This window comes from Actinoplanes derwentensis (assembly GCF_900104725.1).
In the GTDB taxonomy this organism is placed as follows: Bacteria; Actinomycetota; Actinomycetes; order Mycobacteriales; family Micromonosporaceae; genus Actinoplanes; species Actinoplanes derwentensis.
Genome location: NZ_LT629758.1, coordinates 208,837 through 228,589, shown reverse-complemented (window position 1 = coordinate 228,589; position 19,753 = coordinate 208,837). Strand labels below are relative to the sequence as shown.

Annotated in this window: 23 protein-coding genes; 11 read left to right on the top strand and 12 right to left on the bottom strand. The window is 69.0% G+C overall.

The genetic code is table 11. The annotated features are described in order from the left end of the window. Positions 1-3: 3 nt before the first annotated feature. Genes BLU81_RS00980 through BLU81_RS00970 form a run of 3 tightly spaced genes read right to left on the bottom strand, consistent with a single transcriptional unit; the run spans position 4 to position 1,377 of the window. Positions 4-444 (bottom strand): SRPBCC family protein, encoded by a 441-nt coding sequence (locus BLU81_RS00980; protein ID WP_157751071.1) that lies wholly within the window; start codon positions 442-444, stop codon positions 4-6. Beyond that, positions 441-767 (bottom strand): ArsR/SmtB family transcription factor, encoded by a 327-nt coding sequence (locus BLU81_RS00975; protein WP_092540729.1) that lies wholly within the window; start codon positions 765-767, stop codon positions 441-443. The genes BLU81_RS00980 and BLU81_RS00975 overlap by 4 nt, the downstream gene beginning before the upstream one ends. A 55-nt stretch (positions 768-822) precedes the next feature. Then, the gene (locus BLU81_RS00970; RefSeq protein WP_092540726.1) at positions 823-1,377 is read right to left on the bottom strand and encodes a hypothetical protein; all 555 of its coding nucleotides are present in this window, start codon (positions 1,375-1,377) and stop codon (positions 823-825) included. Between the two features lie 125 nt (positions 1,378-1,502). Between BLU81_RS00970 and BLU81_RS00965 the strand changes: the two genes are divergently transcribed. Both BLU81_RS00965 and BLU81_RS00960 read left to right on the top strand, forming a co-directional pair. Continuing rightward, the gene (locus BLU81_RS00965) at positions 1,503-2,372 is read left to right on the top strand and encodes a PAC2 family protein (protein WP_092540724.1); all 870 of its coding nucleotides are present in this window, start codon (positions 1,503-1,505) and stop codon (positions 2,370-2,372) included. Between the two features lie 339 nt (positions 2,373-2,711). Then, positions 2,712-3,503 (top strand): GntR family transcriptional regulator, encoded by a 792-nt coding sequence (locus tag BLU81_RS00960; RefSeq protein WP_092540722.1) that lies wholly within the window; start codon positions 2,712-2,714, stop codon positions 3,501-3,503. 77 nt (positions 3,504-3,580) lie between these two features. On the opposite strand, the gene BLU81_RS00955 is transcribed toward BLU81_RS00960, so the two are convergent. Beyond that, on the bottom strand, positions 3,581-4,969 hold the full coding sequence (locus BLU81_RS00955) for an alpha/beta fold hydrolase (protein WP_092540720.1): 1,389 nt from the start codon (positions 4,967-4,969) through the stop codon (positions 3,581-3,583). 109 nt (positions 4,970-5,078) lie between these two features. Between BLU81_RS00955 and BLU81_RS00950 the strand changes: the two genes are divergently transcribed. Together BLU81_RS00950 and BLU81_RS00945 are read left to right on the top strand one after the other, a co-directional pair. Then, entirely contained in the window at positions 5,079-6,245 is a 1,167-nt protein-coding gene (locus tag BLU81_RS00950; RefSeq protein ID WP_092540718.1) for a sensor histidine kinase, read from the top strand. Beyond that, positions 6,242-7,045, top strand: a complete 804-nt coding sequence (locus BLU81_RS00945) for a response regulator transcription factor (protein ID WP_092556396.1) — start codon at positions 6,242-6,244, stop codon at positions 7,043-7,045. Before BLU81_RS00950 ends, BLU81_RS00945 begins: the two co-directional genes overlap by 4 nt. 1,032 nt (positions 7,046-8,077) lie before the next feature. Here BLU81_RS00945 and BLU81_RS00940 read toward each other — a convergent pair. The 6 genes from BLU81_RS00940 to BLU81_RS00915 form a co-directional block, all read right to left on the bottom strand. Next, positions 8,078-8,428, bottom strand: a complete 351-nt coding sequence (locus BLU81_RS00940) for a hypothetical protein (protein ID WP_092540716.1) — start codon at positions 8,426-8,428, stop codon at positions 8,078-8,080. An 854-nt stretch (positions 8,429-9,282) separates the two neighbouring features. Continuing rightward, a complete protein-coding gene (gene mshC, locus BLU81_RS00935) occupies positions 9,283-10,527 on the bottom strand; it encodes a cysteine--1-D-myo-inosityl 2-amino-2-deoxy-alpha-D-glucopyranoside ligase (protein WP_092540714.1) in 1,245 nt (414 codons plus the stop codon). An 84-nt stretch (positions 10,528-10,611) separates the two neighbouring features. Beyond that, complete coding sequence (locus tag BLU81_RS00930; RefSeq protein WP_092540712.1) at positions 10,612-11,427, bottom strand: SCO1664 family protein; 816 nt, start codon at positions 11,425-11,427, stop codon at positions 10,612-10,614. Next, positions 11,424-12,029, bottom strand: coding sequence for a DUF3090 domain-containing protein (locus tag BLU81_RS00925; RefSeq protein WP_092540710.1), 606 nt, complete (start codon positions 12,027-12,029; stop codon positions 11,424-11,426). The genes BLU81_RS00930 and BLU81_RS00925 overlap by 4 nt, the downstream gene beginning before the upstream one ends. A gap of 109 nt (positions 12,030-12,138) precedes the next feature. Then, positions 12,139-12,819 (bottom strand): histidine phosphatase family protein, encoded by a 681-nt coding sequence (locus tag BLU81_RS00920; RefSeq protein WP_092540708.1) that lies wholly within the window; start codon positions 12,817-12,819, stop codon positions 12,139-12,141. Then, entirely contained in the window at positions 12,819-13,871 is a 1,053-nt protein-coding gene (locus BLU81_RS00915) for an LLM class F420-dependent oxidoreductase (RefSeq protein ID WP_092540707.1), read from the bottom strand. Before BLU81_RS00915 ends, BLU81_RS00920 begins: the two co-directional genes overlap by 1 nt. Positions 13,872-13,995: 124 nt before the next feature. On the opposite strand from BLU81_RS00915, the gene BLU81_RS00910 reads away from it, so the two are divergent. The 6 genes from BLU81_RS00910 (at position 13,996) to BLU81_RS00885 (ending at position 16,917) form a co-directional block, all read left to right on the top strand. Next, entirely contained in the window at positions 13,996-14,985 is a 990-nt protein-coding gene (locus tag BLU81_RS00910) for an aldo/keto reductase (RefSeq protein ID WP_092540705.1), read from the top strand. 60 nt (positions 14,986-15,045) lie between these two features. After that, complete coding sequence (locus BLU81_RS00905) at positions 15,046-15,285, top strand: hypothetical protein (protein WP_157751069.1); 240 nt, start codon at positions 15,046-15,048, stop codon at positions 15,283-15,285. A 91-nt stretch (positions 15,286-15,376) separates the two neighbouring features. Continuing rightward, entirely contained in the window at positions 15,377-16,054 is a 678-nt protein-coding gene (locus BLU81_RS00900) for a hypothetical protein (RefSeq protein ID WP_092540702.1), read from the top strand. 22 nt (positions 16,055-16,076) lie between these two features. Further along, positions 16,077-16,367 (top strand): hypothetical protein, encoded by a 291-nt coding sequence (locus tag BLU81_RS00895; RefSeq protein ID WP_092540701.1) that lies wholly within the window; start codon positions 16,077-16,079, stop codon positions 16,365-16,367. Continuing rightward, positions 16,364-16,663, top strand: a complete 300-nt coding sequence (locus BLU81_RS00890) for a hypothetical protein (protein WP_092540700.1) — start codon at positions 16,364-16,366, stop codon at positions 16,661-16,663. Before BLU81_RS00895 ends, BLU81_RS00890 begins: the two co-directional genes overlap by 4 nt. 62 nt (positions 16,664-16,725) lie before the next feature. Continuing rightward, positions 16,726-16,917 (top strand): DUF5703 family protein, encoded by a 192-nt coding sequence (locus BLU81_RS00885; RefSeq protein ID WP_092540699.1) that lies wholly within the window; start codon positions 16,726-16,728, stop codon positions 16,915-16,917. 69 nt (positions 16,918-16,986) lie between these two features. Here the strand turns inward: BLU81_RS00885 and BLU81_RS00880 are convergent, their stop codons facing one another. Together BLU81_RS00880 and BLU81_RS00875 are read right to left on the bottom strand one after the other, a co-directional pair. Next, entirely contained in the window at positions 16,987-17,673 is a 687-nt protein-coding gene (locus BLU81_RS00880) for a hypothetical protein (protein ID WP_092540698.1), read from the bottom strand. Positions 17,674-17,696: 23 nt separating this feature from the next. Next, complete coding sequence (locus BLU81_RS00875) at positions 17,697-19,004, bottom strand: M20/M25/M40 family metallo-hydrolase (RefSeq protein ID WP_092540697.1); 1,308 nt, start codon at positions 19,002-19,004, stop codon at positions 17,697-17,699. A 68-nt stretch (positions 19,005-19,072) separates the two neighbouring features. On the opposite strand from BLU81_RS00875, the gene BLU81_RS00870 reads away from it, so the two are divergent. Next, positions 19,073-19,654 (top strand): hemerythrin domain-containing protein, encoded by a 582-nt coding sequence (locus BLU81_RS00870; RefSeq protein ID WP_231953944.1) that lies wholly within the window; start codon positions 19,073-19,075, stop codon positions 19,652-19,654. The last annotated feature ends 99 nt before the right edge of the window (positions 19,655-19,753 follow it).

Here is a 19,753-nt window from a genome sequence, read left to right as displayed (position 1 = left end):
TCCTCAGGCGAGCACCTTGTCGAGTTTGGTGAAGCTGGAGCCCCAACCCTCCCGCGCGCCGCTCGCCCACTGTTCGGGGAATGGGCCCTGGGTGAGCACGAGCCGGGTCCGGCCGCCATCCTCGTCGAAGAATTCCAGGCGCAACCGCATGACGTCGGTGCCGAAGGCCGGGATGTGGGCCACCGACTCCTCGCCGACCAGCAGTTCGTTCTCGATCACCTCGACGTAGGTGCCGTTCGCCGGTGAGGTCTGCGACGGGTCCTCGTCGTTGATCATGGTGAAACGCTGGTGGCCGCCGACTTGGACGTCCATGTCGACGGTGTCCCGGGGCACCGTCCAGCCGATCGGCCCGAACCAGGCCGCGAGCTGGTCGGGGTCGGTGAAGGCCCGGTAGACGAGGTGACGCGGGGCGTCGAAGATCCGGGTGATGACGAGGTCGGTCACTGGTCCTCCTGCATACGTTTGAGGTGGGCGTCGAGACGCGCGAAGTTGTCGTCCCAGAAGCGGCGGTACCGCTCCATCCAGGCGGTGGCCTCGCGCAGCGGTTCGGCTTCGAGGCGGCTGGACCGCCATTGGGCGGACCGGCTGCGGGAGATCAGGCCGGCGTTCTCCAGCACCTTCAGGTGACGGGAGATCGCCGGAAGACTGATGTCGAACGGTTCGGCCAGCTCGGTGACGGTGGCCTCACCCTCAGCGAGCCGGGCCAGGATGGCGCGGCGCGTCGGGTCGGCGAGGGCCGCGAAAATCACACTGAGCCGGTCGGTCACTTAACCTCCCGGTTAATTAACGGTGAGGTTAAGTTAGCTGCGCCCTCGGCCCGTGTCAAACCTTGCTGGGGAGACGCCGGTGCAACTCGGCCAGGAGGACCTCGGGGCCGGGCGACATCAGACCAACATCGATGATGTACGAGTACTCGCCACCCCGTCGCCGCACCCGCGGTGGACCACCGGCCCCGGCCAGCTCGGTCGCGTAGTCCTCGGCGATCGGCGTGATCACCAGCTCGGTGAACGGCCCACGCCCGTGCAGAGCCACCGCGGCGATGCCGGACCAGGGCAGATGCACCGGCCGCCGCCCGGTCGCGGCGAAGTCCAGCCCGTGCACCGAGGTGTGCAGCCAGCCGAGCCGCCGCCAGGCGATCAGCAGCGCCACGGCCGCCAGCACCGCCGGAACGATCAGGGTGAACTCCGCGTACACCACGATGTCGGCGGCAACCGGCCGATACCCGGCGGCCATCCGGATCAGCAGGGTGATCAGCAGCATCGGCAACCAGGCCGCGGCCAGCACCCACAGGGCGGTCACGTAGACCATCCCGCGATCCTGGAAGAAGCTGACGGTGTCGTCGGTGGGCCCGAGAACCTGATCCACGTGATCGGCCATATGCATCATTATGCCCAGATATATGCGACTTGGTGGCCGGTATCGACAGCGAGCCCGATCGATCGGCCGAGGACCCCGGCGCGGCCACCGGGTACGTTCCCCTGCCCGCACGTAGGCTGTGTGCCATGACTGAGTTCGACGGCCTTCCGCTGCTCCGCTCTCCCGTGGCCATCGCCGCCTTCGAGGGCTGGAACGATGCTGCGGACGCTTCGACCGCGGCCGTGGAACATCTCGAACAGGTGTGGGAGGCCCGCGAGGTCACCAGCATCGATCCCGAGGACTTCTACGACTTCCAGGTCAGCCGGCCCACCATCACCATGGCCGAGGGCGAGACCCGGAAGATCGAATGGCCCACCACCCGGTTCATGGTGGCCAGCCCGCCCGGAGCCGACCGTGACGTCGTCCTGATCCGCGGCATCGAACCGAGCATGCGCTGGCGCACCTTCTGCGAGTCGGTGCTGGAGATCTGTCACAGCCTCGAGGTCAACCGGATCGTCCTGCTCGGCGCCCTGCTGGCCGACGTGCCCTACACCCGGCCCCTCCCGATCAGCGGCTCCGCCAGCGACCCCGACATGGCCGAGAAGTACAAGGTCGTCCCCACCCGGTACGACGGCCCCACCGGCATCGTCGGCGTGCTCCAGGAGGCGGCCACCCGCGCCGACGTGGACGCCCTGTCGTTCTGGGTGCACGTCCCGCACTACGCCAACAACCCGCCGTGCCCCAAGGCGACGCTGTCCCTGCTCAGCCGCATCGAGGACGTCCTCGACCTGCCGGTCCCGATGGCCGACCTGGCCGAACAGGCCGACGACTGGGAGAAGCGGGTCCGCGCTGCCGCCGAACAGGACGCCGAGCTCGGCGAGTACGTCCGCGAGCTGGAGGAACGAGTCGGCGACGCCGGCATCCAGCCGCTGACCGGCGACGAGATCGCCAGCGAGTTCGAGAAGTACCTGCGCCGTCGCGGCGGCTCGGCCGGCCCCACCGCCGGCTCCTGGTGACCGGAGAGACGGGCGTCGCGCCTGAACGCCCGTCTCGCCTTCCGTACAGCGACGCCCCTGTCCCAGGGCCGCCCGCGCCGGCCGTTTCGCAGTGGCTTTCGACGTCCTGACCGGCCGTTTGGCAATGGCTTTCCGCGTCCTGACTCCGGGTTGCCGTGACGGCCGGCGGTGCAGCTCCGGTGTGACGCCACACCTGCCATCTCGGTGGTCAGCGAAGTGCCGGCGCCCAGGGCGCCTCGGGCGCCTCGGCTGATGAGTGCGGATCAGCGTGTCGCTATGGCGCCGACCGCTGGGTCTGCCGCATCCTAGGAACCTAGCTCCTAGTGTGCAGGAGGCAGGATGACGATCAATCCGGGCGCCGCTGAGTTCCCGCATCGGCAGATCGCGGCCCAGTTGCGCGAGCGCATCCGGCGCGGCGACTGGCAGCCGGGCGAGCGGCTGCCGTCCATCCCCGCCATGGCGGAGATGTTCGGCGTGGCGAAACAGACCGTGCAGCGGACCGTCGACCAGCTGCGGGTCGAAGGCATTCTGATCACCAAACCCGGTTCCGGTACGTACGTCCGAGGCACCCGCCGCCGCCTCAACCGTCTCTCCCGTGGCCGCTACGGCGCCCATCGCGGGTACCACGCCGACCTGGCCGCCCGTTACCGGCAGCAGCTCACCGGAGTCGGCCGGGAAGCCGCACCACCCGAGGTGGCCGACGCCTTCGGAGTCCGCGACGGCACCGAGATGCTGGTCCGCCGGCACTTGGTGCGCGCCGACGAGGCCACCGTCGAGGTCGGCGCCTCCTGGTTCCGGGTGGTCGACGCGAGCGGCACCTCCCTGGAACGCCACGAAGCCTTCGGCCGGCCCCTCTACCAGGAGGCCGAGGAGGTGCTGAACCGTCGTTACACGACCGCCACCGACACCATCAGCGCCCGGCAGCCCAGCCGCGAAGAGGCCGAGATCCTGCAGATCCGGCCGGACACCCCGGTCCTGCACCTGCTGCACGTGGCCTTCGACGAGACCCGCAAGCCCATCGAGGTGGCCCAGGCGACCTGGCCCGGCCCGATGACGACGCTGACCGAGGAGTACCGCATCCCGGCCCCCACCCCCGACCCGGACCCCGACCCGGGCATGGCCCTCGCCTGAGCCTCTCCCGTCCCCGTTCACCGCCATCAGCGTCCTCGCCCGACCATCTCCAACCTCTCTCGCCGCTCTCGCCGGCGTCATCGTTCGCTCCGGAGCAGGGTGGTCAGGGTGCTGATGAACTGTTCCGGGGTCTCGGACATCGGCCGGTGACCGGCTCCCGCGATGGTCACCAGCCGTTTGTCCGGTGAACGGAGCGCCTGATACCACGAGGCGAACGGGACGGCCAGGCCGCGCGTCTCCCGCTCGCCCTGCACGAAGTAAGCCGGAATCGTCAGCTCCGGCACGTCACGGTGCAGGTCGACGCTCTGCAGCCGGGGATACAACTCGTCCCAGGTGTCCAGCATCGCGACCATCGTGTGGGCTTTCTGCAACACCGTGTACTCCGGGACTCCCAGGTCGAACGGCGGGTCCGGCAGCCCGTACGCCTGGTTGGCGTAGAGCTGGAACGGCTCGTAGTCGTAGACATCCGGCCACGGCGGTGGCCCCTGGCCCTCGAGGCGCTCCACCAGCTCGCGACGCCCACCGGCACGCGCCCAGGCCAGCACGTCCTCGTAGAAGATCAGGTCCCCGGCCCGTAGGTCCACCGCCTGACCGGTGCCGACGTAGGCGCTGAACCTCTCCGGATGCCGGTGTGCGGCCACGATCGCCGGTATCGAACCGCCGGAGTGCCCGAGCAGCACGATCCGGTCCCGGCCGAAACGCTGCCGCAGACGATCGGCGACGGTGATGACATCGGTGACCTCGGAGTCCAGAGTGACCTCGTCGCCCAGGGCCGGATAGGACGCCCCGCCACCGCGCCGATCAAGAGTTGCGACCACGAAGTGATCCTCCAGCGCGGACAACCGGGTGCGCATCATCCCGGTGTCCGATGCGCCGGGTGGACCGGGCACATACAGCAGCACCGGCAGCGTGGTGGAACGGCCGCGGATCATCACGCCGAGGCCGTCGACGCTGGTCAGCTCGGCGACCCCGCCGGGAATCGCCTCGGTCCGGGCCGGCACCGCGACAGCCGCCGCCAGCACGACCGTCAGGGCCGTAGCCAGGCCGGCCACGGTCCGGCCGGTGACCTGACGGAACCTGGTGCGGGCTGGACGACGGTGGGCCCAGGCAGCGCCGGCCGCCATCGGCAGCAACGCCAGACAGCCGTGCAGGAAACGACCGGTGACCAGCACGACGATGCCGATCGGACTCAGCTCCGGCGGGTCCACGGAAGGACCGGAAACGTTGATGCGCGCCAGCTCCAGGGCCACCACGTACAACAAAGGGGTTGTGGGAATCGCCCACCGTGAGCGCGTCGCCCAGCCGGCCAGGACGCCGACGCCAGCGCTGATCACGATCGACCACAGTGCCTCGGCGCCGGTCTGCGGGCCGCGCGGGGTCCAGAGAGCCACGGCCACGCCCCAGGCCGCCGAGACGAGCAGAGCGCCGGCCGCCCGGGCGGGAAGGTGTCGGACGAGATCTGTCATGCCGGGAAGGATGCGCTGCCGAGGGCGTCGTCCACATCGATCCTTGGCATGTTCAGAACCAGTACTTTGGTAGCTCCCCGCTGGGCTCTGTTCCTTCTACTCTTGCGCCATGCTTCTCGCGCTCCTGGTCCCCGAGCCCGGTGGCGCCCGGACCGCGGTGCGCGACCGGGTCGCCGATGCCGTGGCGGTCGTGGTCGCCCTGTCCTACGGGACGGTGATGATGGTGCTGGGCGATGCGACACGGCCCGGCGCGGCGATCCCCTGGCAAACTGACCTTGCACTAGGGGTGGCCTGCGCCGGTGCTCTGCTCATGCGCCGGAGGTTCCCCCTCGCAGTCGCCGGGGCCTTGCTGCCGTTCGGGGCGGTCTCGGTGACCGCGACCGGCCCGATCGTCGTGGCGCTGTTCACCGTGGCGATCCGCCACCGGCTACCGCTGGTGCTGCTGCTGGGCGCGATCAACGTCGGCACCTCGGCGGTCTATTTTCTCCTGCACGCCAATCCGGAGTACGGGGTCTGGCTGGATCTACTGATGCGCGGCCTGGTCAGCGGGGTGGCACTGGGGTGGGGGCTGTTCGTGCAGGCCTACCGGCGGCTCACCACATCGCTACGTGACAGTGCCGCCCGGCTGGAGGCCGAGCAACAACTGCGCGAGGAGCGGGCCCGGTCCACCGAGCGCGCTCGCATCGCCCGGGAGATGCACGACGTGCTGGCCCATCGGATGTCCCTGATCAGCCTGCATGCCGGCGCCCTGGAAGTACGGGCGGACGCCTCGCCGGAGGAGCGCTCGATCGCCGCGGGAGCCATTCGCAGCAGTGCCCACGATGCCTTGGAGGAGTTGCGCACCGTGGTCGGTGTCCCGAGTGGCCGGCCAGAGCCACCCCAGCCCGGGCTCACGGACATGTCTGATCTGATCATCAGTGCGCGGGCTGTCGGCATGACGGTCGACTATCAGAACAGCCTTTCCCCGGACAACCCGCCGCCGCAGTTGGGTCGCACCGCCTACCGCATCGTCCAGGAGTGTCTGACGAACGCTCGCAAGCACGGCACCGGCCCGTTCGCCTCCGTCCATCTGTTCGGCGCGGCCGGCCGGGGCCTCCGCATCATCGTCACCAATCCCTTCCACGGGACGCCCGGGACGGATGCTGGCACTCCCCCGTCCGGAGGCCGAGGCCTGGTCGGCATCGGCGAGCGTGTGGCCCTGGCCGGTGGCCGGGTGACCCATGGCCCGGCACACGACGAGTTCCGTCTGGAGGCCGACCTCCCGTGGCCGACATGATTCCCACTCGACTCGGCCCGCGCCCCCTGGCCAGCACCGCCGCCGCGGACCTCGGTGTCGCGCGCGGTGGGACCACGGACCGCGGCGGCACGGTTGGTCAGATCACGGACAGCAGGGTCACGGACGGTGGGATCGGCGGAGATCGGCGGGTGATCAGGTTGCTGATCGCCGACGACGACGCACTGGTTCGGGCTGGATTGCGGATCCTCGTCGGTGGCTCGGCTGACATCGAGGTGGTGGCCGAGGCCGAGGACGGGGCCAAGGCGGTGACCGCGTCTGACGCTTACCGGCCGGATGTCATCCTCATGGACATCCGCATGCCAGGCGTCGACGGGCTGGCCGCGACACGCCGTATCCGCAGCCGGGCCAGGGCACCCCAGGTGATCGTGCTGACAACTTTCGGGGCCGACGAGTATGTGCTGGAGGCGCTTCGGAGCGGGGCCAGCGGGTTCCTGTTGAAGGACACCGCGCCACTGGAGATCCTGTCAGCGGTGCGGTCGGTCGCGGCCGGTGCTGCCATCCTCTCTCCGATGTTCATCCGGCGCCTGATCGATCATGTCGCCGATCCGCAGGCGAGTTCGCGCCGGGCGCGCGCCCGGTCTCGCCTCACCGCCCTCACCGAACGAGAGAACGAGGTCGCCATCCACGTCGGTCACGGTCACTCCAATGCGGAGATCGCCACTCTGCTCCGCATGGGCCTCCCGACCGTCAAGGGCCATGTCTCGCGGCTGCTCAGCAAACTCGATCTGAACAACCGGGTCCAGATCGCCCTGCTCGTCCACGACGCGGAGCTGCTGTGACCGTCGCGGGCCAAACCAAATAGCCACGGGCCGGGACCGGCCGTCGTTTGGCTGCCTGTCCGCGAGGTCCGCGAGGTCCGCGAGGTCCGCGAGGGCAAAGTAAATCCGGCGATATTCCGGCAGATCCGGCGGGGTTCAGGTGGGTGGCGGTGTGACTCCGCAATCCTCCGGGCCTGCTGGCGAAACCCGAATGATTGAGCCGGTGCACCGAGAGGAGTGGCCTGTTGGCTGGATCGGAAAGGTATGCCTCTGCATATGCCCAGGTCACATACATGCGCACGTTGAACATTACTTTTCGGATACTTTACGCCGAGGCGGTGAACTTAGGAGAACACATGAATCGAGGACACCTTGATCATTCAGGGAGTACGCCGCAAAGGCGGCACCGCTAGGGATTGGATCCTCGCGGGAACGTGAATCTGTACGGATTCGCATCACACAGGGCGCTTATGCAGACTGCTCTCCCGCCGACAGCGGGCCAGCCGCGCAGTAAGCGTTTCAGATCGACTGGTCATCGGTCGGCGATCTTCCGCACTTTCGATGCCCGGTGAGGCGGCGAGATCGATGCTCTCCTCGACTGATTTCAGAGGCAACGACCGGAACCGCTGCACAGCTGCCGTCATCGGGGTCGGCACGTGACGGCAGATTTGCAGGCCGGGTCACGGAGGACCACGGCACGAGTCGAAGCACATAGGAACAGCCACCGCCGCACGCCGAGCAGAGGTGCAGGATCGCGGCTACGGACGGACGCTGGGCGAAGTAGAAAGGTGCAGCTAAGGACTGATGTCAAGCGAAACACGGGGGCACGGGCGGAGGCCAAGCGGAGTACGAGGACATGCTTGCGGACGAACGTCGGCGGAGCATGCGGCGACCGGAGTCGGCCGGCCAGGCTGCAGCACAGCGAGCCGGGCCGGGCGGGGTCGGGCTGAATGGAAAGACTGACGCCCGGGGCACGGGAGTGCCTCGGGCGTCAGTCGTCACTGGCATGGTCGTTTCCGACCCCGCCGTGATCCTTCTGTCGGCGAACCAGTGCTAGCCGAGAAGGCCACCCAGGTCGAGCACCGAGTTGTACGTGTTGTACGAGCCGGTGTTGTACGAGTCGACCGTGTTGAACGAGTTGTTCGCGATGTACTGGTTGTTCTCGAAGTACGGGCTGTCCGAGTAGTACGAGTCGTAGATGCCGCGGCTGCGGAAAGCGTAGCCGTCGACGATGTAGGGCCGAACCCAGGCGACAGTGTGGAGTTCCTGCACCAGGATGATGTTCTGGCCGTATCCGTAGATGTCGCGGCATCCGGCGGGAGCAGCCTGGACGGGAGCGGCCATCGCCAGCGTTGCGCCGGTGGCCAAGAAGAGGCCACCGAGGTACAGGGCTGCACGACGCATGATGTTTCCTTTCAAGCGGTTGGTTGCTTGCGAGAAAGTCTGGACTGCGGGCGCGCATTTCACGGCTATTTACGGGCAGAACACGGCTGATTTCACCTTTTCGTGGAAAAATATGTGAATTCAGGACATTCGCGTTAAGGTCTGGCGGGCGATTCCGGCCTTTTGCTAGGAAGAACAGATTTCAGGTCTGCGGTGGCCGTACGGCAAATCGATTGGCAATGTAATTTAAACGACTCTGAGCTGGCATAACGTCGCCGGGTCACCGGAGAAGTACCGATCTCGGGCAGATCAGAGAATGCGACACGCGCAGGAATGCGGGCGCGATGTCACGACGAAACCCGAGCAGTCATGGAACAACATGCCAGCCGGGTACGCGCTTCCCGGTGGGCCTGACCTGACCGGAACGCCAGGCGGCAGACGGTAGACAACAAGAGGGCGCCGCAGGCGAGTAGGTGGCAGGGACAGCGGGCCACAGACAAGTGGACAGCAGGGGGCGGCACCAGGAAGGCAGGCAGCAGAGGAGCGGCAGGCAACAAGCCTTGCAGCCCGCGGCTGGCAGGCAACTGATGGGCGGGCAGGCGCAAACGGGCGGGCAGACCTCTTGGCAGGAATCGCGCGGGACCTGGCGCGGGAACGCGAGACCTGGCGCGGGAACGCGAGACCTGGCGCGGCGACGCATGACCGGGCGTTGGAACCGCGGAGCCTCTGGTAGCGACCTCGCCGGAGCAGGGGTGGGGACCGCGCGGACCTGTGCTGGGGACCGCGCGGTCCAGGTGTGCCGGGGGGAGCCCGAACCGGGCCGGACCGGCGCCGTCGGCCTCCTCGCCTAGGAGAAGGTGCCTGAGGCGGGAGGGCTACAGGCGGACGCCTAGGAGAGCATCGACGGTGCGGGACATCAGTTCGGGGGCGGCAGGGTCGTCACCGGCTCCGGCCAGGGCCGCCTCGGACCAGGCGTCCACCAGGGACAGTGCGGTGGGGGCGTCCAGGTCGGTGGCCAGGGCCTCGCGGACTGCGGCGAGCAGGCCCGCACCGGACGGGCCGGACGGAGCTGACGCCGCCTCGCGCCAGCGGGACAGGCGTTGCTGGCCGGCTTTCAGTACGTCGTCGGTCCAGTCGCGGTCGCTGCGGTAGTGGGACGTCAGCAGGCCCAGGCGGACCGCCATCGGGTCGATGCCGTCGCCGCGGAGGCGGGACACGAAGACCAGGTTGCCGCGGGACTTGGACATCTTCTCGCCGTCCAGGCCGATCATGCCGGCGTGCACGTAGTGGGCGGCGAACGGGGACACGCCGGTCAGCACCTCGGCGTGGGCGGCCGAACACTCGTGATGCGGGTAGAGCAGGTCGCTGCCGCCGCCCTGCACGTCGATGGTGTCGCCGAGCAGGCCCAGCGCGATGGTGGCGCATTCGATGTGCCAGCCGGGGCGGCCGGGACCCAGGTCGCCGCCGTCCCACACCGGCTCGCCCTCGCGGGCGCCGCGCCACAGCAGCGGGTCGAGCGGGTCGCGTTTGCCCTCCCGGCCGGGGTCGCCGCCGCGTTCGGCGGACAGCACCAGCATCTCGGCGCGGGACAGGTGTGACTCGTAGCCGAACCGAGGGGCCGACGCCACCGAGAAGTAGACGTCGCCGGTGCCGTCCTCGAGACGGTAGGCCGCGCCCGAGGAGAACAGCGAGGAGACGTGCGTGACGATCGCGGGGATGGACTCGACGGCGCCGACGTAGTGGGCCGGCGGGATGATCCGCAGCGCTTCCATGTCCTCGCGGAACAGGGCGGTCTCCCGCATCGCCAGGACGATCCAGTCCTCGCCGTCGCGGGTGGCGCGCTCCAGCAGCGGGTCGTCGATGTCGGTCACGTTCTGCACGTAGCGGACGTCGAGGCCGGTGTCGCGCCACATCCGGTTCACCAGGTCGAAAGTGATCATGGTGGCGGCGTGGCCGAGGTGGGTGGCGTCATACGGGGTGATGCCGCAGACGTACATCGAGGCGGCGCCGGAGGGCGTGCTGGCCAGCACCGACGCGCGCGCGGTGTCGTAAAGGCCCAGCGGGGACCGCCCCGGCGAGTCCGGCAGGGTGGGAACGTCGTGACCGGTCCATGCATCCATGCTGGGAGCCTAACCAGCCGTGCCGGGGGCAGTCTCGGAGCGTGAGCTAAACCTCTAGATCGAAGGCTGGGGAATACCCACCGGTCAGATCGGTGGCCAGGGAATGGCGGGCCAGTCGGTGGGTGGCTGCGGGAACCGGGCCGTCCGCAGCAGCCGTCTCGCCCGGAGCGTGACGTGCTGCACCTCGGAAATGGTCAGATGCTCTTCCAGCGAATCACCGAGCGGACCGGACAAATCCGATAGCAGCTGTTCCAGAACGAGAACCGCCTCCTCCGGGAGTGGCTCGCCGGTCCAGCCCCACAGCACCGTACGCAGCTTGTTCTCCACGTGGAAACTGACGCCGTGGTCGACACCGTGCACCCCGCCGCTCGCCGGGTAGAGCACGTGGCCGCCCTTGCGGTCGGCGTTGTTGATGACCGCGTCGAAGACCGCGAGCCGGGCCAGGCGGACGTCGTCGGCGTGCGCCAGCGCGAAGGCGTCGCCGTCCTCGTCGCGGGCCGACGCCACCGGGAACCAGCCGTCCGGCACGTCGTAGGCTGGGACGAAACCGATCAGCGACGGCGCCTCCTCCGGCTCGTCGATCCAGAGCTGCACCGCGCCCGGCCCGAGCGGCCCGTCCCGCAGGATGGTGGGCGGCACCAGGTCCCATCCGGTGGCCCGGGAGACCAGGTAGGCGGACACCTCCCGGCCGGCGAGGGTGCCGTCGGGGAAGTCCCACAGCGGGCGCTCACCGCGGACCGGTTTATACACACAACGCCGAGTCAACCCGTCCAGGCTGATCTCGGCGCGCAGTGTGGTGTTGGACGCGTCGACGAGACGCCCCTCTATCTCGATGCCGCCCCGCTCCAGCAGCGTGAGCGCGTCGGCCTCGGCCAGCACGGACGTGGGCTCCGCTGTCACCGGTGGTAACCGTTGTGCCGGGGGCAGAGGTGACCGGCCGGGTCGAGCGGCTGGCCGCAGAGCGGGCACGGGGGCCGCCCGGCCGCCACCACGCGGCGGGCCCGGTCGATGAAGGCACGGGTCGCGTCGGGGGTGAGCCGGACCCGGAGACGGTCGAGGTCCTCATCGGGCTCCTCGTCGTCCTCCTCGTCCTCGTCGTCGTCGAGTGAGGCGTCGTCGAGCGGCGAGTCCTCCAGGCCCGAATCGGTCTCGGGCTCACCGGCCTCGATCGCCTCGATCACGACGGTGCCGGTGTCGACGTCGAAGGCCAGGCCCAGGGTGCCGACCCGGAACTCCTCGTCGACGGGAGTGTCGAGGGGCTCGTTGTCGTGCACGGCCACCAGCGGCACGTCCGGCAGGGACACCCCGAACCGCTTGCTCGCCTCCAGCAGCAGTTCCTCGAGTTTCTCGGCGAGCAGCGACACCTGGACCTTCTCCAGCGCGACGCTGATCACCCGGCCGCCGCCGCGGGCCTGGAGGAAGAAAGTGCGGTCACCCGGCTCGCCCACCGTCCCGGCGACGAACCGCTCCGGCGGCTCGAAGGCATGCACTTGGTGGGTCATGAAACCAACCCTAGCCACCCGCAGGGATATCCGCGCGGGTCACCATGGCGGGTTCGCCGAGGGCGCAACGGGGTATACGCAGCGACGATCCACCGATCACACTGCGTTGTCAGGAGCCACCGCCGGCGCCGCCACCGACCGCCGCGTCACTGCCCCCGGCATCACTTTTCGGCGGCACGAGCGAGGCCAGCTCACCGGTCTCGTTGACCCTGACCACGAACGGTCTGGTCGGGGTGTACCGGATCACGGTGATCGATGCCGGGTCGGCGACGATCCGCTGGAACTGGTCGAGGTGCAGCCCGAGCGCGTCGGCGACGATGGCCTTGATCACGTCACCGTGGCTGCACGCCAGCCAGATCGCGCCGTCCCCGTGCTCGGCCGTCACCTTCGCGTCCCAGAACCGGACCGCGGCGATCGCACGCGCGGACATGTCGGCCATCGCCTCCCCGTTGGGGAAGACCGCGGCACTGGGGTGCTGCTGCACGACCGGCCAGAGCGGTTCCTTGGCCAGCTCCTTGAGCGGGCGGCCCTCCCAGTCCCCGTACCCGCACTCGATCAGCCCGTCCTCCAGGACCGGTTCGGTGCCGGGCAGGGCCAGGTCCAGGGTCTGCCGGCAGCGGATCAGCGGGCTGCTGACCACCGCTGCCAGGGGCAGGACCCGCAGTCGTTCACCGGCTCGGGTGGCCTGGCCGCGGCCGGTGTCGTCGAGTTCGACCGGTTGCCGGCCGGCGAGCCCGCCGGAGGCGTTCGCGGTGGTACGCCCGTGGCGCATCAACAGGACGGTGGCCATCAGCTCGCCACACCCGAGTCGGCGAACGCCTCGGCGACCACGCGCAGCGTCTCCAGGCCGCTCTGCAGGTCACCGACGTACGGGCTGATCGACAGAGTGCCGACGCCGGCCGCCGCGTACTCCCTGATGCGCTCGGTGATCTGGTCCCGCGTACCGATCAGGGAGGTTCTCTCGATGAACTCGCGAGGCACCGCCGCGGCCGCCTCACGCGGCTGACGCGACAGGTAGAGGTCCTGGACCAGCTTGGCCTCGTCCGGATAGCCCATCCGGACCGCGATGCCGTTGTAGAAGTTCTGCTCGCGGCTGCCCATGCCACCGACATAGAGAGCGGCGTACGGCCGGACCACGTCGGCGCACGCGTCCAGATCGTCGCCGAGCACCACCGGCACCGAGGCGACCACGTCGAACCCGTCCAGCCCGAGGCCCCGTTTCGCCCGGCCGGTCGCGATGTGGCGCAACTGGTCGGCGGCGGCGTCCGGCGCCACGAAGATGCCCAGCCAGCCGTCGGCGATCTCCCCGGCCAGCTCCAGGTTCTTCGGGCCGACGGCGGCGAGATAGACCGGGATGTCGGTACGAGCGGGACGGAAGCCCAGTTTCAGCGGCTTGCCGGCCCCGCCCGGGAGCGGCAGCTCGTGGAACTCGCCGGAGTAGGACACCGCCTGACGCGACAGTGCCATGCGGACCACGTCGACGTACTCCCTCGTACGAGCAAGGGGTTTGGCGAACCGCACCCCGTGCCACCCCTCGGAGACCTGGGGTCCCGACACGCCGAGGCCCAGCCGGAACCGCTTGCCGGAGAGCGTGTCCAGGGTCGCGGCGGTCATCGCCGTCATCGCCGGAGTCCGCGCCGGGATCTGCATGACCGCGGCGCCGAGGTCGATCCGTTCGGTCTGGCCGGCGATCCAGGCCAGCATGCTGACGGTGTCCGAGCCGTACGCCTCCGCCGCCCAGACCACCGCGTAGCCGAGCCGGTCCGCCTCCCGCGCCATCGCGAGATGATCGGCGGGGGTGCTCCACGCCGTCTGATAGCCGAGGCTGAGTCCGAGGCGCACTGGCCCTCCCGAGATCTTGGATTGTCCGCTGGCAAGCCTACTGAGGTGTTTCGGTCCGGTAACCGACCCACCCGGCAGACGCCGCGGCATTTCGCTGAGCAGGGAGTCTGAATAAGGTTCACTCATGCATCAGCGACCGCTCGGCCGCAGCGGGCTGGCGGTTTCCCGGCTCGCACTCGGCACCATGACCTGGGGCCGGGACACCGACCCCGACGACGCGGCGGACCAGCTGAAGATCTTCCTGGAGGCCGGCGGCACGCTGATCGACACCGCCGACGTGTACGGGGACGGCGACGCCGAAGCGGTGATCGGCTCGCTGCTCGACCACCTGGTCCCCCGCGACGAAGTGGTGATCGCCACCAAAGCCGGCCTCACCCCGCACGGCTACCGGCACCGCGACGCCTCCCGCGGCAACCTGCTGCGATCCCTCGACGCGTCGTTGCGACGGCTCGGCACCGACTACGTCGACCTGTGGCAGATCCACGGGTATGACGCGCAGACCCCGTTCGAGGAGACCCTGTCCGCTCTCGATCATGCCGTCGCCAGTGGCAAGGTCCGCTACGGCGGTGTCTCCAACTTCGCCGCCTGGCAGACCGCCCGAGCCGCCACCTGGCAGGCCGCCTACCCCGGACGGGCCCCGATCGTGGCCGCCCAGATGGAATACTCGCTACTCGAACGCGGCATCGAACGGGAGATCCTGCCGTCCGCGGCAGCCCTCGGCTTCGGCGTGCTGGCCTGGTCGCCGCTCGGGCGGGGCGTGCTCACCGGCAAATACCGCAACGGGCGGCCGGTGGATTCCCGGGCCGCGTCCGAGCACATGGGGGCGTTCGCCCGCACCTACCTGGAACCGCGCAGCTCCAGCATCGTCGAGGCGGTGGTGATCGCCGCCGCCGGACTCGGGGTGGCCCCGGTGGAGGTGGCCCTGTCCTGGATCCGCGACCGGCCCGGGGTGGCAGCGGCGGTGCTGGGCGCCCGCACGGCCGGGCAGTTGCAGGGCGCGCTGCGCTCCGAACAGCTGACGCTGCCGATGGAGATCGCGATGGCGTTGGAGGACGTGTCGGCGATCGAGGTCGGCTACCCGGAACGCGAGGGCTCCAACTACCCGGAGGGCTGAACCCCACGACCGGCACGGCGGTACGTCATCGTGACGGCGGTTCGTGAAGAGGGAGAGGACATGTCGGCCTACATCGGGCGGCATGGCAACCTGAGCCGGGTTCAACAGGGCCTTTTCACTCAGGCTTTCACGCCGCACGAGGTCGCCTACCACGAGATGACCACGGCGCTGTCCCGCTTTCGGGGGCTGACCCGGAATGCGGCCACTCAAGTCAACATCGCACAGGTCGAATACTCGCGGGAGGAGCTGCGAGCCGCCCGCGACCTGGACGTCACGCGGCCGGGGCGCGGCGGACCCTGACATCCTGGCGAACACCCTGACCCAGGAGCGTCTGCGGCTACCGGCCGGCCATTCCCCGTTCTCGGACGTCGGCGAGCCGGTCGATCGCCTGGTGACACCCCGGGATCCGCAGGCCGAATTCTGGTCCTTCAATCCGATGGTCGACCTGATCAGCCCGTTCGCCTATCTGCGGCAGGCGGCGATCTGGGTCTTCCATCACGACCCGTTCGAACTGTGGACGGAGTGGTTCGCCGGCGACTGGGACTCGTACATCCTGGCCGGGGTCGCCATGGCGAACGCGGGTGCCGCCGCCGGTTCCATCGGTGACAACCTGGCCGCCGGAGCTGTCGCGGTGCCGTCGGTGTGGCGGGGCAACGCGGCCGAGAACTTCCAGGAGTACGAACTGAGACTCGCCGTCGCAGCGAGATCGCTCCAGCAGCTCGGGGACACCTTCAACACCCTGTACCGGGAGTCGGCCGAATGCGTGAAGAACTTCTACGATGTGATCAGCGGGTTCATCGTCAAGATGGTCGATGCACTGCTGGGGGTGAGCATCGGCCGCGCCAGCGGAACCGCCATGATCGCCACACTGGCCGGGTCCGTGATCGGCTATTCGGTGGCGTTGAGCTACGCCGTCTACGCGGTCGACCTCTACCAGGAGATGTCGAACGCCTCCACCCACGCCGAGAACGCACTGAAGGCGATCGGCGGGTCCATGGCCGCGCTCAAGGCGTCTGCCGACCTCACGGAGCTGCCGAGTATCGAGCCGTACCGGATTGCCGGAAACTGACCAAGACGGGAAGGACCAAACGATGAGCGGCGGGATCACCGACGCCCCGGTGGCCGAGGCGCTACTGCGGCACCTCGCCCAGGAGCGAGGGGACGACGATCCGATCGGCGCGCTCGCCAAGGGATTGCTGGACGGCGGGTCGCCTAGTCGGGAGCTTCTCCGCAGCAGCTGGCTCGAGGAAGGCCTGACCGAGGCGGTCGAGAAGGGGCGGGCGGAACTGAGCCGGATGTCCTCGGAACGACTCGCGGCGATCGAGGAAGGTGCCGCCCGTCTTCGCAGTGCGTCGGGCGAGGGCGTGGGTGCCGCGTCGTGAGTACCTGGCTTCGGTTGCAGATCGCCTCGCCGTTCATCGTCCTTCCCGGTGTCTTCCTGATGGCGACGGTGGGTGGCGCCTACCTGCTGTGGTCCACCGTCGACAACACCGCATGGCACGCCCTAACCCTGTTCATGTGCCTCATGCTGGTCAGCTGTGTGGGGATCGGAGTCTCCATCGCGGCCGACCGCGAGCTCGACAGCTTTCCGTGGTGCCGGATGGCCACGGTGGTGCTGTTCGTCGTTCTCAGCCTCGGCGTGCAGTGGGTGCGGGAGATGGTCCAGTTCGCGCCGTGAACGGCTCCGGGTGACGAAGCAGGTCTGGTCTCCCGGCGGACGGCTGGCGCATATTAGATCTCATGGACTACGAATACGCGCCCCTGCGGCTGCCTTCGAATGTCGATCGGCTTGCGGCCGCGGCTCAGCTCGCCATTCAGGCGGAGTTCTCCGGGTGGGAGCTGGCCCGGGTTCAGCTCTATGCCGACGGCACGCGCAAGGTCATGCTCCGCCGCCGGGTGCAGACGACGCCGCAGCCCGGCCTCAGTTACTGACCGCGTCACTTCAGTTACTGACCGCGGCGCTGAGGAGGCCCGCCCGCGCGAAGCGGACGGGCCCGGTGCTCAGTGCTGGTGCCCGGCGTGGTCGTGATCGTGGTCGTGATCGTCGTCGTCGTCGGGCATGAAGGGGTGCTCGTCGAGACGGCCGACCAGCAGGTCGGTCTCGACGGGGGCGAACGGGCCGGAGCCGTCCGCGTCGTCGAAGGCCTCCAGGTCCAGCGGCTCGGCGACCTCGGTCACCGTGAGCAGACCGTCGAGCGGCTCCAGCTCGGGCACGTCCAGGGAGGCCAGCGAGCCGTCGCCGGCCTGCAGCAGTTCGAGCACGGCCTCACCGACCGACTCGACCGGGCCGGCGTCCTCGTCGTCGGGGACCGAGCTGCGGCGTGCGGTCTCGGCGACCCGCAGCAGGGCGGAGACGCTGGGGACCCGGTAGTCGCGGCGCTGACGGACCGAGACGACCTGCTTGTACGGGTCGGCACCGGCGGCGGCGCCGTCCTCGGAGACCTGGCCGAAACGACGGTCCGCCTCGTCGGGGTCGATCGCCTCGACGTCCCACGGCGTGACCTCGCCGTAAGCGTCGAGCAGCTTCTCGTCGTACGCGTACGAGGCGTTGTTCAGGTCGACGTACGCCTGCCAGACGTCGTCGTCGTCGATGCGGCCGGCAGCCGCCTTGACGGCCGCGAGGTGCGCCCGCGTCGCCTCGATCACCCGGTCCAGGGCGACATCGAGTTCGGCGTTCTGGTCGGTCATGGGATGGGGGTCCTTCCGAGAATTCAGCTGTTTCGGAGCAAACGGTCGAGCACACGCACGCCGAACTTTAGTCCCTCCACCGGAACTCGCTCGTCGATGCCGTGGAAGAGCGCACTGAAGTTGAGGTCGGGCGGGAGCCGCAGCGGCGCGAAGCCGAAGCAGCGGATGCCGAGGGTGGAGAAGGCCTTGGCGTCGGTGCCACCGGACATCAGGTACGGCACCGTACGCGCTCCGGGGTCCTCGGCCCGCAGCGCGTCGCCCATCGCGGCGACCAGGTCACCGTCGAAGGCGGTCTCCACGGCGGGCTGCTGGTGCACGTGCTCGATGTCGATGTCCGGCCCGATCACGTCCCGCAGCTCGCGCAGGAACGCGTCGGCGTGTCCGGGCAGGGTCCGGCAGTCGATGGTGGCCGACGCCTTGCCCGGGATGACGTTGTCCTTGTAACCGGCGGCGAGCCGGGTCGGGTTGGCGGTGTTGCGCAGGGTGGCGCCGATCAGGTTGGCGATCGGGCCCAGCTTGGAAACCGCGAGTTCCGGCTGTTCCGGGTCGAGGTCGATCTCCAGCGCGTCGCTGACCTGTTCCAGGAAGGCCCGCACGGTCGGGGTGACGACGGTCGGGAAGCGGTGCCGACCGATCCGCGCGACGGCTTCGGCGAGGGCGGTGACGGCGTTGTCGTCGTGGATGAACGAGCCGTGGCCGGGCCGGCCGGTGGCGTGCAGCCGCAGCCAGTCGAGCCCCTTCTCGGCGGTCTGGACGAGATAAAGACGAAGATCGTCATTGACCGTGTACGAGTAACCGCCGACCTCACCGATGGCCTCGGTGCACCCCTCGAACAGGTCGGCGTGGTTCTGCACCAGCCATTGGGAGCCGAACTCCATGCCGGCTTCCTCGTCGGCGGTGTACGCCAGCACGATGTCACGCGGCGGGGTGTAGCCGGTCCGCTGCCACTCCCGGACGGTGGCGAGCACCATCGCGTCGAAGTCCTTCATGTCGACGGCGCCGCGGCCCCACAGGTAGCCGTCCTTCTCCTCACCGGCGAACGGGTGCACCGACCACTCGCTGGCGTCGGCCGGCACCACGTCGAGGTGCCCGTGGACCAGGAGCGCGCCCCGGCTGGAGTCGGCGCCGGGGATGCGGGCGATCAGGTTGGCGCGCCCGGGAGCCGATTCGAGCAGCCGGGACGTGACGCCGACCTCGCCCAGTTTCTCCGCGACGTACTCGGCGGCGGCCCGCTCCCCCACGGTCGTCAGCGGGTCGCCGGTGTTGGTGGTGTCGATGCGGAGCAGGTCGCGGCACAGGTCCACGACCTCGTTCTCGGCGGTGGTCGTCATTGGCCATTCTTATCAGCATCTTGTAAAGGGGGTTTGTGGGCGGGCCGGTGCAGGGTACCGGGACGGCCGTGTCTTCTGACGTGAACCTTCCCCCGCTGCCGCCGGTCGGCGGCGAGATCTCGGGGCGCAGCATCGTCGACGTCGTCGCCGAACAGCACCGGGAGATCATCGCCCTGGCTGACCGGCTGTCCACCGCCCCGGATGACCGTCAGGTCGCCTCGGTTCTGGTGGCCACTCTCTCCCGGCACCTGTGCGCCGAGGAGCAGTACCTCTATCCCGCGGTCCGGATCGTGGTGCCGGACGGCGACCGGATCGCCGACCGCGAGCTGGCCGAGGACCAGGAGTTGCTGAAGTCACTCGGCGGCCTGGAACGCGGCTCGGACGCGACGAAGATCACCGAGTCGATCCGCCGGCACGTCGCGGCGGACGCCGAGGAGCTGTTGCCTCTGCTGGAGCGGATGGCGTCGGCTGACGATCTGATCCGGCTCGGGAATCGTTTCGAGATGGCCGAGGAGGCCGCGCCGACCCGCCCGCACCCGTCGACACCGGCCACACCGCCCTGGAACAAGGTGGTCGATCCGCTGGTCGGGGTACTCGACAAGGTTCGGGACGCGGTCACCGCCCGCAAGACATACATGCGAGATCTGTAACTAAATGCCGGTTACTAGCGGCAAGTAACGTACGTCCTGTTCGTTCATACGTTTGTCACAGGATGCCGATCATTCCATGTCTCGTGGACTAGCGTTCGA

What these genes read in the sequence shown, in the direction of transcription:
- mshC (WP_092540714.1), bottom strand. Translation starts at nt 10,527, where the DNA reads ATGGATGCATGGACCGGTCACGACGTTCCCACCCTGCCGGACTCGCCG.
- BLU81_RS00895 (WP_092540701.1), top strand. Translation starts at nt 16,077, where the DNA reads ATGAGCGGCGGGATCACCGACGCCCCGGTGGCCGAGGCGCTACTGCGG.
- BLU81_RS00960 (WP_092540722.1), top strand. Translation starts at nt 2,712, where the DNA reads ATGACGATCAATCCGGGCGCCGCTGAGTTCCCGCATCGGCAGATCGCG.
- BLU81_RS00945 (WP_092556396.1), top strand. Translation starts at nt 6,242, where the DNA reads ATGATTCCCACTCGACTCGGCCCGCGCCCCCTGGCCAGCACCGCCGCC.
- BLU81_RS00970 (WP_092540726.1), bottom strand. Translation starts at nt 1,377, where the DNA reads ATGGCCGATCACGTGGATCAGGTTCTCGGGCCCACCGACGACACCGTC.
- BLU81_RS00950 (WP_092540718.1), top strand. Translation starts at nt 5,079, where the DNA reads ATGCTTCTCGCGCTCCTGGTCCCCGAGCCCGGTGGCGCCCGGACCGCG.
- BLU81_RS00905 (WP_157751069.1), top strand. Translation starts at nt 15,046, where the DNA reads ATGTCGGCCTACATCGGGCGGCATGGCAACCTGAGCCGGGTTCAACAG.
- BLU81_RS00910 (WP_092540705.1), top strand. Translation starts at nt 13,996, where the DNA reads ATGCATCAGCGACCGCTCGGCCGCAGCGGGCTGGCGGTTTCCCGGCTC.
- BLU81_RS00965 (WP_092540724.1), top strand. Translation starts at nt 1,503, where the DNA reads ATGACTGAGTTCGACGGCCTTCCGCTGCTCCGCTCTCCCGTGGCCATC.
- BLU81_RS00880 (WP_092540698.1), bottom strand. Translation starts at nt 17,673, where the DNA reads ATGACCGACCAGAACGCCGAACTCGATGTCGCCCTGGACCGGGTGATC.
- BLU81_RS00885 (WP_092540699.1), top strand. Translation starts at nt 16,726, where the DNA reads ATGGACTACGAATACGCGCCCCTGCGGCTGCCTTCGAATGTCGATCGG.
- BLU81_RS00940 (WP_092540716.1), bottom strand. Translation starts at nt 8,428, where the DNA reads ATGCGTCGTGCAGCCCTGTACCTCGGTGGCCTCTTCTTGGCCACCGGC.
- BLU81_RS00925 (WP_092540710.1), bottom strand. Translation starts at nt 12,029, where the DNA reads ATGACCCACCAAGTGCATGCCTTCGAGCCGCCGGAGCGGTTCGTCGCC.
- BLU81_RS00955 (WP_092540720.1), bottom strand. Translation starts at nt 4,969, where the DNA reads ATGACAGATCTCGTCCGACACCTTCCCGCCCGGGCGGCCGGCGCTCTG.
- BLU81_RS00875 (WP_092540697.1), bottom strand. Translation starts at nt 19,004, where the DNA reads ATGACGACCACCGCCGAGAACGAGGTCGTGGACCTGTGCCGCGACCTG.
- BLU81_RS00920 (WP_092540708.1), bottom strand. Translation starts at nt 12,819, where the DNA reads ATGGCCACCGTCCTGTTGATGCGCCACGGGCGTACCACCGCGAACGCC.